This is a genomic window from Roseococcus suduntuyensis (genome assembly GCF_014196305.1).
Taxonomy (GTDB): Bacteria; Pseudomonadota; Alphaproteobacteria; order Acetobacterales; family Acetobacteraceae; genus Roseococcus; species Roseococcus suduntuyensis.
Map to the genome: position 1 here is coordinate 1 of NZ_JACIDJ010000006.1, position 15,024 is coordinate 15,024.

16 protein-coding genes are annotated in these 15,024 nt (G+C 71.0%); 3 read left to right on the plus strand and 13 right to left on the minus strand.

Features of this window, described 5'->3' with window-relative positions; genetic code table 11:
* Positions 1-92 precede the first annotated feature (92 nt).
* The 3 genes from GGQ83_RS15320 to GGQ83_RS15330 all read right to left on the minus strand — a co-directional run bounded on the left by GGQ83_RS15320 (position 93) and on the right by GGQ83_RS15330 (position 3,159).
* On the minus strand, positions 93-1,547 hold the full coding sequence (locus GGQ83_RS15320; protein ID WP_184385581.1) for a M81 family metallopeptidase: 1,455 nt from the start codon (positions 1,545-1,547) through the stop codon (positions 93-95).
* Between the two features lie 57 nt (positions 1,548-1,604).
* The gene (locus GGQ83_RS15325; RefSeq protein ID WP_184385583.1) at positions 1,605-1,889 is read right to left on the minus strand and encodes a hypothetical protein; all 285 of its coding nucleotides are present in this window, start codon (positions 1,887-1,889) and stop codon (positions 1,605-1,607) included.
* 139 nt (positions 1,890-2,028) lie between these two features.
* The gene (locus GGQ83_RS15330) at positions 2,029-3,159 is read right to left on the minus strand and encodes a M20/M25/M40 family metallo-hydrolase (RefSeq protein WP_184385585.1); all 1,131 of its coding nucleotides are present in this window, start codon (positions 3,157-3,159) and stop codon (positions 2,029-2,031) included.
* A gap of 27 nt (positions 3,160-3,186) precedes the next feature.
* Between GGQ83_RS15330 and GGQ83_RS15335 the strand changes: the two genes are divergently transcribed.
* Positions 3,187-3,918, plus strand: a complete 732-nt coding sequence (locus GGQ83_RS15335; protein ID WP_221223532.1) for an aspartate/glutamate racemase family protein — start codon at positions 3,187-3,189, stop codon at positions 3,916-3,918.
* Positions 3,919-4,149: 231 nt separating this feature from the next.
* Here the strand turns inward: GGQ83_RS15335 and GGQ83_RS15340 are convergent, their stop codons facing one another.
* Together GGQ83_RS15340 and GGQ83_RS15345 are read right to left on the minus strand one after the other, a co-directional pair.
* Positions 4,150-5,085 carry a Bug family tripartite tricarboxylate transporter substrate binding protein gene (locus GGQ83_RS15340; protein ID WP_184385587.1) on the minus strand — a complete coding sequence of 312 codons (936 nt, stop codon included), beginning with the start codon at positions 5,083-5,085 and terminating at the stop codon, positions 4,150-4,152.
* 305 nt (positions 5,086-5,390) lie between these two features.
* Positions 5,391-6,830, minus strand: coding sequence for an FAD-dependent oxidoreductase (locus tag GGQ83_RS15345; RefSeq protein WP_184385589.1), 1,440 nt, complete (start codon positions 6,828-6,830; stop codon positions 5,391-5,393).
* Between the two features lie 199 nt (positions 6,831-7,029).
* Between GGQ83_RS15345 and GGQ83_RS15350 the strand changes: the two genes are divergently transcribed.
* On the plus strand, positions 7,030-7,311 hold the full coding sequence (locus tag GGQ83_RS15350; RefSeq protein ID WP_184385591.1) for a PGPGW domain-containing protein: 282 nt from the start codon (positions 7,030-7,032) through the stop codon (positions 7,309-7,311).
* A 7-nt stretch (positions 7,312-7,318) separates the two neighbouring features.
* Here GGQ83_RS15350 and GGQ83_RS15355 read toward each other — a convergent pair whose 3' ends face one another.
* Genes GGQ83_RS15355 through GGQ83_RS15370 form a run of 4 tightly spaced genes read right to left on the minus strand, consistent with a single transcriptional unit; the run spans position 7,319 to position 11,001 of the window.
* Positions 7,319-8,656 (minus strand): NAD(P)/FAD-dependent oxidoreductase, encoded by a 1,338-nt coding sequence (locus GGQ83_RS15355; protein WP_184385593.1) that lies wholly within the window; start codon positions 8,654-8,656, stop codon positions 7,319-7,321.
* Between the two features lie 7 nt (positions 8,657-8,663).
* Positions 8,664-9,428 carry a short-chain dehydrogenase/reductase gene (locus GGQ83_RS15360; protein ID WP_184385595.1) on the minus strand — a complete coding sequence of 255 codons (765 nt, stop codon included), beginning with the start codon at positions 9,426-9,428 and terminating at the stop codon, positions 8,664-8,666.
* Positions 9,429-10,052 (minus strand): FMN-binding negative transcriptional regulator, encoded by a 624-nt coding sequence (locus tag GGQ83_RS15365; RefSeq protein ID WP_184385597.1) that lies wholly within the window; start codon positions 10,050-10,052, stop codon positions 9,429-9,431.
* Between the two features lie 22 nt (positions 10,053-10,074).
* The gene (locus tag GGQ83_RS15370) at positions 10,075-11,001 is read right to left on the minus strand and encodes a hypothetical protein (RefSeq protein WP_242535173.1); all 927 of its coding nucleotides are present in this window, start codon (positions 10,999-11,001) and stop codon (positions 10,075-10,077) included.
* Between the two features lie 3 nt (positions 11,002-11,004).
* Here GGQ83_RS15370 and GGQ83_RS15375 point away from each other — a divergent pair, with 3 nt between their 5' ends.
* Entirely contained in the window at positions 11,005-11,556 is a 552-nt protein-coding gene (locus tag GGQ83_RS15375; RefSeq protein WP_184385599.1) for a cytochrome b, read from the plus strand.
* A 157-nt stretch (positions 11,557-11,713) separates the two neighbouring features.
* Here the strand turns inward: GGQ83_RS15375 and aat are convergent, their stop codons facing one another.
* From aat to aroQ, 4 genes are all read right to left on the minus strand, one after another.
* On the minus strand, positions 11,714-12,382 hold the full coding sequence (gene aat / locus GGQ83_RS15380; protein WP_242535172.1) for a leucyl/phenylalanyl-tRNA--protein transferase: 669 nt from the start codon (positions 12,380-12,382) through the stop codon (positions 11,714-11,716).
* A gap of 91 nt (positions 12,383-12,473) precedes the next feature.
* Positions 12,474-13,814 carry an acetyl-CoA carboxylase biotin carboxylase subunit gene (gene accC / locus GGQ83_RS15385; RefSeq protein WP_184385601.1) on the minus strand — a complete coding sequence of 447 codons (1,341 nt, stop codon included), beginning with the start codon at positions 13,812-13,814 and terminating at the stop codon, positions 12,474-12,476.
* Positions 13,815-13,964: 150 nt separating this feature from the next.
* Positions 13,965-14,444, minus strand: coding sequence for an acetyl-CoA carboxylase biotin carboxyl carrier protein (gene accB, locus GGQ83_RS15390; RefSeq protein WP_184385602.1), 480 nt, complete (start codon positions 14,442-14,444; stop codon positions 13,965-13,967).
* Positions 14,444-14,896, minus strand: a complete 453-nt coding sequence (aroQ, locus tag GGQ83_RS15395) for a type II 3-dehydroquinate dehydratase (protein WP_184385604.1) — start codon at positions 14,894-14,896, stop codon at positions 14,444-14,446. Before aroQ ends, accB begins: the two co-directional genes overlap by 1 nt.
* Positions 14,897-15,024: the final 128 nt, after the last annotated feature.

Consider the following 15,024-nt stretch of genomic DNA (forward strand, 5'->3'; position numbering starts at 1 on the left):
GCTGCGTTCACATGCGTTCACGCAGCCTGCTCTAACCTTTGTTGAGAGCGGGATTCAGCGTTCTCGGTGATTCCACCTCAACGCATCCCGCTCTAAGCCTGGCGCCACCCTTCCGGCACATGCCGGAAGGGCAGGCGCGCCAGGTCGAGTGCCGCGGGCCCCGGCGCGTCGCATTCGATGATGGCGCTGCACCGCCCGGCGAAGGCCGCGCGGAAATGGTTCTTGGCCTTGTTGGCCAGCAGCCGCACGCCGCCCAGGTCAATCCCGTGCAGGGCGAAGAAGGCGGGGTCCACCACCGCCTCCTTGCGGGTGGTCAGCACCACGCGCAGATGCCCGCGCCGGACCACGGCCGTCGGGCCGAAATCCACCGGCGCGCCATGTTCCATGGGGCCGGTGTTGAGGAATTGCCCCGCCGTCAGCGTCTCCACCACCCCCTCGAAGGGCACGGGCGGGCCGAAATCCACCGTGGCCTGGCCGCCGAGGGGGCGGTTGAAGGCGCCGGCCCGCCCGGCCACCTGCGCCGCGCGCACGGCCCCGGGGTCGTGCAGGAAGCAGAACACCGTCTCGACCTCCAGCGCCGCCTCGACCAGGGCGCGCAGCAGGCCCGGCGTGTCCGCCACGCCGCCCGAGAGCGGGTTATCGGCCGGGTCCAGCAGCGCGACCACGCCGGGAGGTGCGGCCAGCGCCTGGCGCAGCGCCGCCTCGGGCGAAGGAAGGGTCACGGCGAAGCGGGGCCGGCGGGCAGCGATGGCATCCGCCAGATCCCGGGCCAGCGCCCGTGCGGCGCCATGCTCGCGCGCCCAGACCATGGCGGATGGCCCGGCCCAGGGGCTGTCACCCCAGGCAAAGCCGCCGAAGAGCGAGGCGTCCTGGATCGCTCCGCCCTCGGCCGCCGCGGCTTCCGCCCAGACCTCGGCCATGGGGCCGGCCTCGTGGCGCATGTGGAAGCTGTGCAGCACCATGGGCCGCTTCACCAGCGCGCCGTGGAAGGTGTCGCCGTCCAGCGCGCGCTCCAGCATGGTCAGCGCGCGCCGGGCGGCCGCGTCCATGTCGACGTGCGGATAGGTGCGATAGACCGAGGCGCCATCCAGCAGCCCCACCATCCGTGGCGAGGCATTGCCGTGGAAGTCGAAGCTGGCCGTCAGCTTGGCATGGGGCCCGATGACCGCGCGGATGCGGCGCAGGATTGTGAGGTCCGCCTCGGGGTCCTGCTCGGTCACGCAGGCGCCGTGGAGGGAGAGATAGATACCGTCGAAGCTGCCCCGCGCCAGCGGTCGTTCCACCTCGTCCAGCCAGGTGTCGAAGGCGTCCTGCGTCATGGGCCCGCCGGGCTGGGCCGAAGCGCAGCGCAGCAATGTCAGGTCCCAATGCGGGCGGGCGGCCACGAAGGCATCAAGCGCGCCGATCTCGGTTGCGGTGCCGCGATAGCGCTGCAAGGCCTCTTCGCCGGCCACCCACTCGCGGCCCTGGAAGGCCGAGAGCGGCGTGGGAACAGGAGAGAAGCTGTTCCCCTCGAACCAGAGGCGGGCGGCAGCGATTCGCGGCATCGGGACCCTTGCGTGTCTGGGGTCCCTATCGGTGCGGGCAATCCCTGCCCGCGTCAATCAGCGCCGGGGCGGGGTGCTTCCGCCGGGCACATGGGTCAGCGCACTGGCCGGCGGCGGCGCCGCGTTGCGGGCGAGGCCGGAGCTGTTGAATCCCTGGCCCTGCCGCTGCTGCATCTGCTGGCGCGTCATCCGGTCCGCCGCGGCGGTGCCGGAACGCGGTGCCAACTCGGGGCGGGCGTTCAGTGCCTCGCCGGGAATCTGCCGCTGCGCGGCGGCGCGGGAATTGGCCACGCCGCCGGGTGAGAAGCCGCTCTGGGCAAAGGCCGGAACCGCGAGAAGCATCGAGGCCGCGAGAGCGAGGGGCAGGCGCATATCCGTGTTCCGCAAGTGGCAATACGGAGAAGGTAAATGAACCCACTCCGAATTGCATCAAAATAAACATTCGCCACGCAAAAAAATGCGAAGGGGCCCGCCTCAAAAATCAGACGTTCTGCAGCAGCCCCGCGAAAAGCTTGGCCCGGGGCACCATGGAGCTGATCTGCACATGCTCCTGCAAGGTATGCGCGAGCGCCCCCTGGATGCCGAGGCCGTCCAGGGTGGGGATGCCCATGGCCCCCGTGAAATTGCCATCCGACCCGCCGCCCGAGCTTTCATGCGGCAAAGCGAAGCCCAGCCGCTTCGCCAGTGCTTCCGCCTGGGCGTGCAGCGCCAGCACCTTGTCGTCCGGCTCCCACACCGGCCGCGTCACCCCGCGCGTGACCTGGAGGTGCACCTCATTGCCCGTGGGCTTGAGCGACAGCATCCGCTCCACCGCCGCGTCAAGGTCCTCCTGGCGCTTGGCCATGGAAAGCGCCTCGGCGTCGCAATGGGTGGCCACGCAGTTCACCCACTGCCCGCCATGGATGAGGCCGACCGAGAAGGTGCAGGCCTCGGTCGTCATCTCCTCGATGGCGATGATCTGCTTGCACATCTCCCGGATGGCGCTGCGACCCTCGCCCAGCCGCGCGCCCGCATGGGAGGGCCGGCCCGTGGTCCGCAGGTTGAAGCGCGCGATGGCATAGCGGCCGGTGACCACGCCGCCATCGGGGCGAGCAGGCTCGGGCACCAGGACCACGCTGTGCCGCGCGGCCTCGGCCTGGATCAGGTCACGCGTGGAGGGGCTGCCCACCTCCTCGTCGCTGGTCAGCAGCACGGTCACGGGCTTGGAGGTCGGGATGCCGGCCTTGATGAGCTGGCCGATGGCCTCCACCGCCAGGTAGGTGCCGCCCTTCATGTCCTGGATGCCCGGCCCATAGGCCTTGTCGCCCACGCGCTTGAAGGGCAGCCCCTGGGCCAGCGTGCCCACCGGATGCACCGTGTCGAGATGGGCCAGCACCAGGATGCCCTTCTCCCGGCTTTCATGCGGGAAGCGCGCCCGCACGCAATCGCCGAAGCCCATGCGGCCGGGAATGGTCTCGACCGTGGCCCCCATCAGCGCCAGGTGGCGGCCCGCCATGGCCATCATGCGGTTCACCGCCTCGGCGTCATGGGTGGGGCTTTCGCACTCCACCCAGCGCTGCAGACCGGCGAGCATCTTGTCCGCGTCGAAGGGCAGGTCGAGCTTGGCTTCCATGGTGATTCCCTCTTGGATGGGAAAATCATGCGCCTGCTCATCGCCAACGCCAACACCACCGAGGCCATCACGCAGCGCTGCGCGGACGCCGCCCGCGCCGCCGCCGCGCCAGGCACCGCGATCATCCCCGCCACGCCGCGCTTCGGCCCGGAGGTGATCTCCACCCGCGCCGAGAACATCATCGCGGGGCATGCGCTGCTGGAACTGCTCGCCCAGCACGCCGGTCAGGTGGAGGGCGTCCTTCTCGCCGTCAGCCACGACACGGCGCTGGAGGCCGCGCGCCAGCTCATGCCCTGCCCGGTGGTGGGAATGACCGAGGCCGCGCTGTTCGGCGCCTGCTTCCTCGGCGCGCGCTTCGGCCTTGTTACCTTCGGGGGCGTCGAGACCTATCGCGAACGTATCGCCGCGCACGGCCTGACCTCGCGCTGCGCGAGCCTCGTGGGCCTCGACGTCACGCCCCAGGACAGCCTGCGCGACCCGGACGGCGTGGCCCGCCAGGTCCTGGATGGCATCCAGCGCGCGGTCACCGAAGGGGCGGACGCCGTCATCATGGGCGGCGCGGCCCTGGCCGGCTTCGGGCCCCAACTCCAGCCGCAAGCCCCTGTGCCCCTGCTGGACGGCATCGCCTGCGGAGTGAAGTTCCTGGAAGCCCTGGTCGCCCTGAACCTGCCCAAGCCGACACAGGGCAGCCTCGCACCCCCGCGCGGCAGAGCCAGCGTCAACCTGGACCCGAAGCTGGCCGCGCTGCTTCGGGGGTAGGGTGGCCCTGCGAGGGGGCGCCGCCCCCTCGCGCTCCCCCGCCAGGGGCCAGTGGGCCCCTGGACCCGATGCGTTTGTCGGGTTTGCGGGGAGGGGCATGGTGCGCGTGTGATCATGGGCGCACCCATGACGCCCCTCCCCGCAAACCCGACCAAGGTCTCAAGGGGTCCGGGGACCCAAAGTCCCCGGTGGGAGGGTCCGGGAGGGCGGAGCCCTCCCGCGGGGTGCCCCCTACCGCCCGATGCCGAGCGTCCGCATCAGTTCCTGATTGGCCTGGCTTTCTTCCGTGAGGCGGGTGCGGAAGGCGGCGCCCGGCGTGAAGGCGGGTTCGGCGTTGAGGCGGCGTGCGGCGGCCTGGAAGGGTTCGCTGTTCACCGCCGTTTGGCAGGCCTGTTCCAGGCGCTGGGCGATGGCGTCGGGCAGGCCGGCGGGCGCGATCAGGCCGCCATAGGTCGAACCGCGCATGGGCAGGCCGAGTTCCGCCACGGAGGGCACGTCGGGCAGGCTGGGCATGCGCTGGTGGTCAATGGCGGCGAGGATGCCCAGGCCCGTGGTGGCCGGGATGGTGGCGGCCTCGGCGAAGACCATGATGTCGCCGGCCAGTGCCGCCTGGGCCATGGGGCCCGAGCCCTGATAGGGCACGAAGAGGCCGGTGACGCCTGCGCGCTGCAGCAGCTGCGCCATGACGAGATGCGGCGTGCTGCCCTGGCCAGGCCCCCCATAGACCAGCGCCTCGGGGCCGGTGCGGGCATGCGCGATCATCCCCGCGAAGTCGCGGAAGGGGGCGTTGCGGCCCAGCACCACGACATAGGGGTTCTCATAGACGCCGCAGATGTAGCGGAACTGGTCCACGGCATAGGTGCCGGGCTGAAGGTGCGGCTGGGTGGTCAGCGCATTGTTGGGCGAAAGGCCGATGGTGTGGCCGTCGGGTGCCGCGCGATGCACCTCCCGGTTGCCGATGGTGCCGGCGGCACCGCCGCGGTTCACGGCCACCACGGTGCCGCCCAGGATGCGCGACATCTCCTGCTGCAGCGCGCGGGCCATCAGGTCCGTGTTCCCGCCGGCGGGGAAGGGAATGACCATCTGCACGGGGCGGCTGGGGTAGTCCTGCGCCGCGGCCGGCATGGCAAGGCCAAGCGCCAGAATCAGCGCGCAAAAGCGTTTCATCGTTTCTCTCCCAAGATGTGGGGAGAGGCTAACCCATGGCCGGCCATCCGGACCACCCGGCCAGCGGCGTGGGGGCGCGCCTTTGCGGAGGGGCGCTGCCCCTCCGCGCCTCCCCGCCGGGGACTTTGGGTCCCCGGACCCCTTGAGACCTTGGTCGGGTTTGCGGGGAGGGGCGTCATGGGTGCGCCCATGATCACACGCGCACCATGCCCCTCCCCGCAAACCCGACAAACGCATCGGGTCCAGGGGCCCACTGGCCCCTGGCGGGGGAGCGCGAGGGGGCAGGGCCCCCTCGCAGGGCCACCCTACTCCGCCGCCTGGCGCACCGGGCGGGCGGGGTCCAGTTCCACCTGCTTCTGCTCATAGGCGCGCAGGTCGGCGTAGAGGCGTGGCAGGTCGGCCTGGAACAGGCCGCGCGTGACGCCCGCCGCCACGCGCGGCGCGCTGATGGACATGGCGTTGATGGAGCTGCCGGCCGGGCCGAAGCTCATGGTCGTGCCGATGCCGAAGAGGTGGATGTCCGCGACCCAGGGCGTTTCGCCCGGGCGGCGTTCCAGGAAGGCGCTGTCCGCGTTCAGGTAGGGGAATTGGCCGAGGCGCGGGTTCGCCTCCTCAGGCGGCGGCGTGTAGCGGTCGGCCCAGAGGGCGATGTTGTCCGCGCAATGGACCAGTTCGGGGCAGAGGCCCGGGTCCATGCGCGTGCCCGTGCCGGTGATGAGGAAGTCGGCCGTGAAGGGGCCGGTGGGGGTGGCGATGACCACGCGGCCATTGTCCACGGCCGCGCCCGTCCATTCGCGCCCCACATGCATGTGGAAATTGGCATGCTTCATCACCCGGTCGTAGTGGTCCTGGGCGAAGCCCTCGCGCAGGCCCAGGATGTAGGACATGAAGCGCCAGCGCCATTCATCGGGCATCTCGCCCATGTGGCGCAGGAAGCCCGCGAAGGTGAGCCAGCGATAGGGCTGCACCACCATGGGCTCGGCGCGGCGGCAGAACAGGTGGACCTCGGCCGCACCCTGTTCCAGGGCCACGGCCGCGTTGTCGAAGGCGCTGGCGCCGGCGCCCAGCACGGCCACCACCTTCCCGCGCAGGGCGGCAAAATCGATCATCTCGTTGGTGTGGGCGCGGAAGGGGCGGGGCAGGGCCTCGATGTGCGGGGGCATCCACCAGCCGCCCACGCCCTCCTGCCCCGTGGCCAGCACCACCTTGCGGGCGCGCATCACCCCCGCGCTGGTGGCGACTTCCAGGGCCGGCAGGCCGCAATCGGTGCGGATGGGGATGATGGGGCCGGCCTCGACGCCGTTGCGGACGGGAATGCCGGTGACGCGGCGGAACCACAGCAGGTAGTCGTTCCAGAATTCCTTGGGGATCCAGCGCATGCGGTCCCAGTCGTCGCGGCCGAAGCTCGCTTCGTGCCAGGCCTGGTAGGTCAGCGAGGGCAGCTTGAGGTCCGGTCCCGTCTGGTCCTTCAGGCTGCGCAGGGCGCGCATTCGCGCATAGGTGACCCAGGGGCCTTCCTGGCCGTAGCCCGCGCGGTCCACGACCAGGATATTGTCCACCTTGTCGCGTCGCAGCGCATGGGCCACCGCCAGCCCGCATTGCCCGCCGCCGATGATGAGCACGTCCAGGATGTCCTGGCCCCCCACCTGGCGCGGCACCAGCCAGGGCGCGCGGGGATGGGCCGTCAGCTCCAGGTCCCGCGCCACATCGGCTTCCAGTTCGGCGAGGTTTCGCGGTGCGGGCATGGGGTCCTCGATGGCGGAGACAGGGGCATGGAAGCCGGCCGGACGGGGCCGCGCAACGCCTGATGCCGGCCGGCCGCTGGGGGGGATATGAAAGGTGCCACCAAAAGCGCCAGCACCGCGGCGCCATGTCCAAAGCGGCCGCATTCCGGGCCATGGGCCTCGCTTGAACCAGGGCGTGGCCGGGGCCACCTCCGTGCTCATGGTCGTGCTCCGTCCTTCCCTGACCCGCAAGCTGCTGGGCTTCGGCGCCCTGTTTCTGGGCGTGATCGGTCTGATCCTGCCCATCATGCCGGGCTGGATCTTCCTGGCCCTCGCCGTGTGGATGCTGCGCGACCAGTATGTCTGGGCGGCGCGCGGCGTGGAGAAGATCCGCGCCCGCTGGCCCCAGGCCATTCCCGCCATCGAGGAGCGCGAGCGCCGGGCGCTGGCCTGGTATGCCCGCCGCACCCGGACGATGCGGCGGATGTTCCGCCGGGCCTGAGGCCGGCTCAGATCCCCGCGGGGGCCCGCAGCCTCGACCCATCATGGAAGCGCGACAGGGCGAAGGCCGCCGGGTCCACCACGGGCGGCGCGCCGGTGGCGAGGTCCGCGGCCAGCCGCCCCGCACCCGGCCCGATGCCGAAGCCATGCCCGCTGAAGCCCGCCGCCACGACCATCCCGGGCAGCGATGCCACGGGTGAGATGACCGGCACCGCATCGGGCGTCGAATCGATCCAGCCCGCCCAGAGCCGCGCGGGCTTCAGTTCGGCCAGTTGCGGGAAGGCGGCGGCGATGGCGTCCAGCGCCGGCTGCACGATGCTGGCCTTGGGCCTGGCCTCCAGCACGCGCATCCGCTCGAAGACGGTGGGTTGGTCGAAGGACCACTTGCCATGCCAGGCATCCGGCCCCTCGAAGAAGGAGCGGCCGAAGCGCAGTTCCACCAGCTTCCAGTTCTTGCGCAGGCTGGGCAGGAACTGGCGGGCGTAGCGGATGCCGGCCGGCGTCAGTTCCAGCCGCCCGCGTGCCTTGGCCGCCACCAGGTAGCCCCCGTCGAGCAGCGGGGTCAGGATGACCTCGGGCGTGTAGATGGGCCCCTCGCTGACGCGCGGCCCGGGCGTGGTGGCGAAGATGGTCGAGTGCACGGAGGATTGCGGCATGTCCACGCCATGCCGCCGCAGGAACATGGAGGCCCAGGCGCCCGCCGCCAGCACCACGGCCCGGGTGCGGATGAAGCCCTTCTCGGTGAAGACGCCGCTGATGCGCCCGCCGGTCGTGTCCAGGCCCCGCACCGCGCAGTTCTGGTGCAGCGTCGCGCCGCGCGCGCGGGCGGCGCGGGCCAGGGCGGGGGCGGCCAGTGCGGGTTCGGCCCGGCCATCGCGGGGCGAGATGACGCCACCCAGCCAGTCCTCGCCAGGGCAGGGGGCGAGGCGACGCGCCTCCGCCGCGTCAATGACGCGCGCGCCCACCTGGTAGGGCCGGGTCTTCTCGATCCAGCTTTCCCAATCGGCGAGCTGCGCGGGGTCCTTCGTCACATAGACCAGCCCCGCGCGCCGGAACCCCATCTCCGCGCCGATCTCTTCGGGCAGCGTGTCCCAAAGGGTCTGGCTGTGCTGCATGAGCGGGATTTCCCGCTCGTCGCGGTTCATGGTGCGGCACCAGCCCCAGTTGCGGCTGGATTGCTCCCCGGCCACCACGCCCTTTTCCAGCAGCGCCACCGCATGCCCGGCCTTGGCCAAGTGATACGCCGCCGAGACGCCGATGATGCCGGCGCCGATCACCACCACATCGGCGGATTGCGGCAGGGGGTCGTCGCCCTCCACAAGGTCGAGCGCGCGGGTTGCGACCATCAGCCCATCACCCCTTGAACTGGCCGGCGCCGTCAATGTCCACCACGGTGCCGTTCAGGTAGCCCGCGCGGGTGGAACTGCCGAAGACGGCCATGTCCGCGATTTCCTGCGGCTCGATGGGCCGGTCATAGGGCAGGCCCGTCACCATCTCGCGCCAGCGGGTGGGGTCGCCCAGCGCCTGCTCGGCGCGGAAGCGGGCCTGGGTCTCCATGCGTTCGGTGCGCGTCACGGCCGGGTTGATGCCGAAGACGCGCACGCCATCCTTCTGCGCGTCATGCCCCACCGCGGAGGTGAAGGCGATCAGCGCCGCATTGCCCGCCGTGCCCGCGATGTAGCCTGGCTTCCAGGCCCGCCCGGCCATGCCGATGATGTTGCAGATCACGCCCTGCCGCCGCGCCCGCATCGAGGCCAGGAACAGCTGCGTCAGGTGGAAATAGCCGAAGACCTTGAGGTTCCACGCCTCCATCCAGCGTTCCATGGAAATGTCCGCGATGCCGCCCGAGGGGATGGCGCCGGCATTGTTCACCAGGATGTCGGCCTCGGCCGCCACCTCGTGCAGGCGGGCGCGGTCCTCGGGGCGGGAGAGGTCGGCTGTCACCGCCTCGACGCGCAGCTGGAAGCGGGCGCGCAGCTTCGCCGCCGCCTCCTCCGGCTGGCGGGCGGCCAGCACCAGGTCGCAGCCCTCGGCCGCGAAGGCCTCGGCGCAGGCGAAGCCGATGCCCTTGGACGCCCCCGTGATGACGACGCGCTTGCCGCTCAGGCCCAGTTCCATTCACTTGCCCCCTTGCTGCGCGCGCATGGCATCGGCCAGCGCGGCCTGTTCCGTGGTCAGTCCGGCCAGCGCCCCCTCGCGGTCCGCGGCGCTGCGGTTCTGCGAGAGCTTGCGCTTGCCCATCAGCGTCTCGACGCGCAGCACCATGCCGACGATGCCCTTGAGCTGGCCCTGGATGAAGTCCGCCGGCGCGTCGGTCACGCGCCAGCGGTTTTTCCGCGTGCCCTCGTGCAGGTCGGTGAGCGTGCTCACGATGTCGTGCAGGCGGGCCGCATCCTCCACGATTTCCACCGGGCCCTCGGCATGGACGGCCTCGTAGTTCCAGGTGGGGACGACGCGGTGATGCTCGGCCTTGGAGGGGTAGGAGGAAGGCGAGATATAGCCCTCCGCCCCCTGGAAGATGGCGATGGCCCGCCCCGCCTCCCGCAGCGCCTTCCAGTGCGGGTTGGCGCGGGCGAGGTGGCCCAGGATGATCCCTTGGGCCGGGCTGTGCATCAGCGGCAGGTGGCTGACATCGGGGACGCCGCTCGCGCCGTTGGACACCAGCACGGCCAGGCGCGCCTGGGCCATCAGGCGGTGCAGGATTTCAGGGCGGTCCTCGCGGAAGGCGGGCGGGTTGTACATCACGCCAAGGTTGCCGCAGCCGTCACGCCAGCGGAAGGGCCTGGCCCAGCACCCAGCCCTCCCAGGCGCGGACCATGGTATCCTCCGGGATGGTGTCCGGCCGCACGCCGTCCAGCACGGCGATGAGGCAGAGCAGGCCCAGCGTGCAATCCAGCCGGTCCTCGCCCGCCGCATCGGCGCCGAAGCCCGTGCGCACCATAACGGCCAGGGCGGAGGTCGCTTCGACGCCCAGCGCCGCCATGCAGGCCAGCAACGGTTCGGCCAGGGCACGGCGCGCGGCCTCGGCGCGCTTGCTGCCATGCAGGCGCAGCCCGAGTTGTCGCAGCGCCTCGGCCGGATAGACCTCCGCCAGGGCAAGCCGCCCCGGCCGCAACAGCCCGTGCAGCGGGCCGGCGAAGGGCCAGAGGTCATAGGGCGCCCCCTCCGCCAGCGCCGGCGCCAGCCAGTCCCGCCAGGCGGTGATGGCGGCCTTGCCCGACTGGTTGGCGCCCAGCGTCCAGAACACCGGCGCGCCGGCCGGGCGCGTGGAGGTGGCGCGGTCACACCAGCGGTTCAGCGCGCCGGGGCCGTCCAGGCCCAGCGCCGCCGCATGCGCCGCCCGCGTCATGCCCTTCACCCCCCGCGCCGGATAGAAGGGCGCGTCCCGCCCCACGCCCTCCAGCCCCGGGTTCACCGTGAAGAAGCGCGCATCCCCGGCGCGGCCGGCCAGGAATTCCACGAAGCCCCCCTCGGGCCGCCCGGCCGCGAAGCCGCGCGGCACGCCGAGCGGCAGATCGAGCCCCAGCACCGCCGGCACGCCCTCGGCCAGCAGCCGGGCCGCCAGGAGCGCGGGCTCGCCAACCGGGACGGGTGCCTCCATGCGCCAGCCCTCGCGGCCCCGGCGGGCCACCGCCACCCAGCGCTTGCGCGGGTCCATGGACCAATCGGCGTGCGCCGCGATCATGGCCATGGCATGATGCGGATCACGGGGCAGGAGGCGCGCATGGGCTACACTTCCACGGCGAAATGGTTCCACTGGGTCACGGCCGGGCTGATGGCCGTTGCGCTTCCCCTGGGCTTCGTCATCCCGCACGTGAAGGACGAGAGCAAGATGGCCTTCTACGCCATCCATGAAAGCGCGGGCTTCACGCTCTTCTTCGTGGCGTTGGCGCGGCTGGCCTGGCGGCTGCGGAACCCGGTGCCCCCCAATCCCGCCGTGCCGCATGGCATGCGCCGCGTGGCCGATGGCGTCCACCACGCGCTTTATGCCGCCATCATCCTGCAGCCGCTGCTGGGCTTCTTCGCCACCAACGCCTTCGGCTTTCCCATGCAGGGCGCCACGGCCTATATGGGCCTGATCAACCTGCCGAAATTCATGGAAGCCAACGTGCCACTGGCCGAATGGCTGCTGATGTTCCACCGCTATGTGGGCTGGACCATCGCGGCGCTGCTGGTGGCGCATATCGGCGCCGCCATCCATCACCAGGCCATCCGCAAGGACGGCACGCTGCTGCGGATGGTGTAGCGCCCGATCGCCTTTGGCGGATTGGCCAAAGGCGTGAATGGGCCGCTCGGCAAGGCCTGCTGCGTCCGATCGCCTTTGGCGGATTGGCCAAAGGCGTGAATCAGCCGCTCGGCAAGGCGTCCTGCGTGATCAGCGAATGGCGATCACGCTGCGGCCCTCAGCCCGGCTTCTGGCGCATCCGTTCCAGCTCGGCCGTCAGAAGCGCGGGCTCCGGGGTGGCGAGAAACCTGGCGGGCTTTTCCACCGCCTCCGTCAGCAATTGCTTGTAGAGGGTGCGTGGAACCTCGCGCGTGCCGAACTGCGCCAGGTGTTCGGTCTGGAACTGCGCGTCCAGCAGGGTGAAGCCCCCCAGCCGCAGCCGCGCCACCAGATGCACCAGCGCGATCTTCGACGCATCATCGGCGCGGCTGAACATGCTCTCGCCGAAGAAGGCCCCGCCCAGGGCCACGCCATAGAGCCCGCCCACCAGCGTCCCGTCCCGCCAGGCCTCCAGCGAATGGGCATGCCCCTGGTTGTGCAGGGCGAGGAAGAGGCGGCGGATTTCCTCGTTGATCCAACTGTCCGTGCTGTTGGGTCGCGGCGCGGCGCAGGCGTCGATCACCGCCTCGAATTCCCTGTCGGCGGTGATGACATAGGGCGCTTGCCGCACCCGTCGCGCCAGGCGCCGCGGCAGGTGGAATTCCTCCAGCGGGATCACCCCGCGCTGCTCGGGGTCCAGCCAGTAGAGCGTCTGCGCGTCACGGCTTTCCGCCATCGGGAAGAGCCCGATGCGGTAGGCGCGGAGCATCAGCTCCGGCGTGATTTCCATCTGGCGGCGGGTGGACATGGGTGTTGCTCAGCCCGCCCGACGCGCTGGGACAGAATGGGGCATGGCGCGCATGATGCCACAGCCGCGCCGGGAAGGCACGGGCTTCGCGTCAGCCGCCCCGACCCACAAACCGTTCCAGCCAATGGATGGTGTAGTCGCCCGCCTGGAATTCCGGGTCTTCCATGATGCGCTTGTGCAGCGGCAGCGTGGTCTCGATGCCGTCCACCACCATCTCGTCCAGCGCGCGCCGGGTGCGGGCGATGGCCTGGGCGCGCGTCGGCGCATGGACGATCAGCTTGGCCACCAAGCTGTCATAGTGCGGCGGCACCGCGTAGCCGGAATAGAGCGCGCTATCCACCCGCACGCCAAGGCCCCCCGGCGCGTGGTAGGTGGTGACGCGGCCGGGCGAGGGCGCGAAGGTCACGGGGTGCTCGGCCGTGACGCGGCACTCGATGGCGTGGCCCGAGAAGCGCACATCCTCCTGGCCATAGCCCAGCTTCTCGCCGGCGGCGACGCGGATCTGCTCGCGCACCAGGTCCACGCCGCAGACCATCTCGGTCACGGGATGTTCCACCTGCAGGCGGGTGTTCATCTCGATGAAGGCGAACTGCCCGTCCTGCCACAGGAATTCCAGCGTGCCGGCGTTGCGGTAGCCCAACTGCCGCAGGCCGGCCGTCACCTGCGCGCCCAGCGCGTCGCGCTCGGCGGGCGTCAGCACGGGGCTGCCCGCTTCCTCCACCAGCTTCTGGTGGCGGCGCTGGAGCGAGCAGTCACGCTCGCCGAAATGCACGACATTGCCGTGGGTGTCGGCCAGGACCTGCAACTCGATGTGGCGCGGGCGGTCGAGGTATTTTTCGAGATAGACCTCGTCATTGCCGAAGGCGGCCTTGGCCTCGGTGCGGGCCACGCGCCAGGCCTCCTCGATCTCGGAGGCGTCGCGCGCCACCTTCATGCCGCGCCCGCCGCCGCCCGCCGCGGCCTTGATCAGCACGGGGTACATGACCTCCTCGGCCACGGAACGCGCCTCCTCCAGCGAGGACAGCGCACCCTTGGAACCAGGCACCAGCGGCACGCCCAGGCGGCGCATGGTGTCCTTGGCGGTGATCTTGTCGCCCATCATGCGGATGTGGTCCGCGGTGGGGCCGATGAAGGTGAAGCCGTGCGCCTCCACCATCTCCGCGAACTTGGCGTTCTCGCTGAGGAAGCCATAGCCCGGGTGGATGGCGTCCGCGCCCGTGATGGCGGCCGCCGAGAGGATGTTGGCGACGTTGAGATAGCTCTCCCGCGCGGGCGGGGGGCCGATGCACACGCTCTCATCCGCGAGGCGCACATGCATGGCCGTCTCGTCGGCCGTGCTGTGGACCGCCACGGTGCGGATGCCCATTTCCTGGCAGGCGCGGTGCACCCGCAGCGCGATCTCGCCGCGATTGGCGATGAGGACCTTTTTCATGCCCTCAGGCGCCGGGCGCCGGCTGCGCCGGCTTGGCTTCGCCGCGCAACGCGAGCAGGGAGGTCAGGGGGGCGGCGCCGGCCGCGTTGCGGCCGGATTCTCTTGGGGAGGTGACGGGCCGGTGGGGTTGCGCGCGGGTGGCCATGGGCATCACTCCACCAGCACCAGCGGCTCCCCGTATTCCACGGGCGTGCCGGCCTCGACCAGGATGCGCGTGACGGTGCCGGCGCGCGTGGCCTTGATCTGGTTGAAGGTCTTCATGGCCTCGATCAGCAGCAGGGTCTGGCCCACGGCCACCTTGCTGCCCAGGCTCACGAAGGGCGCCGCACCCGGCTCGGGCGCCAGGTAGGCCACGCCCACCATCGGCGAGGTCACGAGCCCGGGATGCTTCGGGTCGAGCGAATCAGCCGCGGCCGCCGCGGCGGCGACGGGCGCCACCGGCACCGGGGCCGGGGCGGGCACCTGGGGCGCGGGGTAATAGGCCGGGGCCGCCGGCGCCACCGTCACCACCCGCGCCACGCGGATGCGCGCATCCTTCTCGGACAGCTCGATCTCGGTCAGGTCGGTTTCACGCAGGATGTCCGCGAGGCGACGGATCGCCTCCGGGTCGAACTGGATTCCGCTGGTCATTATTCCTCGTCCTCACCATCCGCGATCAGTCCCGCCATGGCCTGGAGGGCGAGCGCATAGCCCGCCACCCCCAGCCCGGCGATGACCCCCGTCGCCGCCTTGGAGACCAGGCTGTGCTGACGGAATTCCTCGCGTCGGTGGATGTTCGTGATGTGCACCTCGATCACCGGCAGCCCGACCGCGAGCAGCGCATCGAGCACGGCCACCGAGGTGGTGGTGTAGCCCGCCGGGTTGATGACGATGCCCTGCGCGTGGCCCCGGCATTCCTGGATCCAGGTGACGAGTTCGCCCTCGGAGTTCGTCTGGCGGAAATCGATGGCCAGCCCCAGCTCCTCCGCCGCCTCGGCGCAGAGGGCCTCCACATCGTCCAGCGTGGCGGTGCCGTATTTCTCCGGTTCCCGCGTGCCGAGCATGTTGATGTTGGGGCCGTTCAGGACGGCGACGAGCTGCATGGCTTGATCCGGACCGGTGACAAAAGGCGCGAGTGGTGCGGCTAGCACGCGCGCCCGCAGAGCGGCAAGCGGCCCGGGGGGGGGTGGCAGGGGCGCGGGGGCGTCCTTGCCCTGATGGCGGGGCCTCG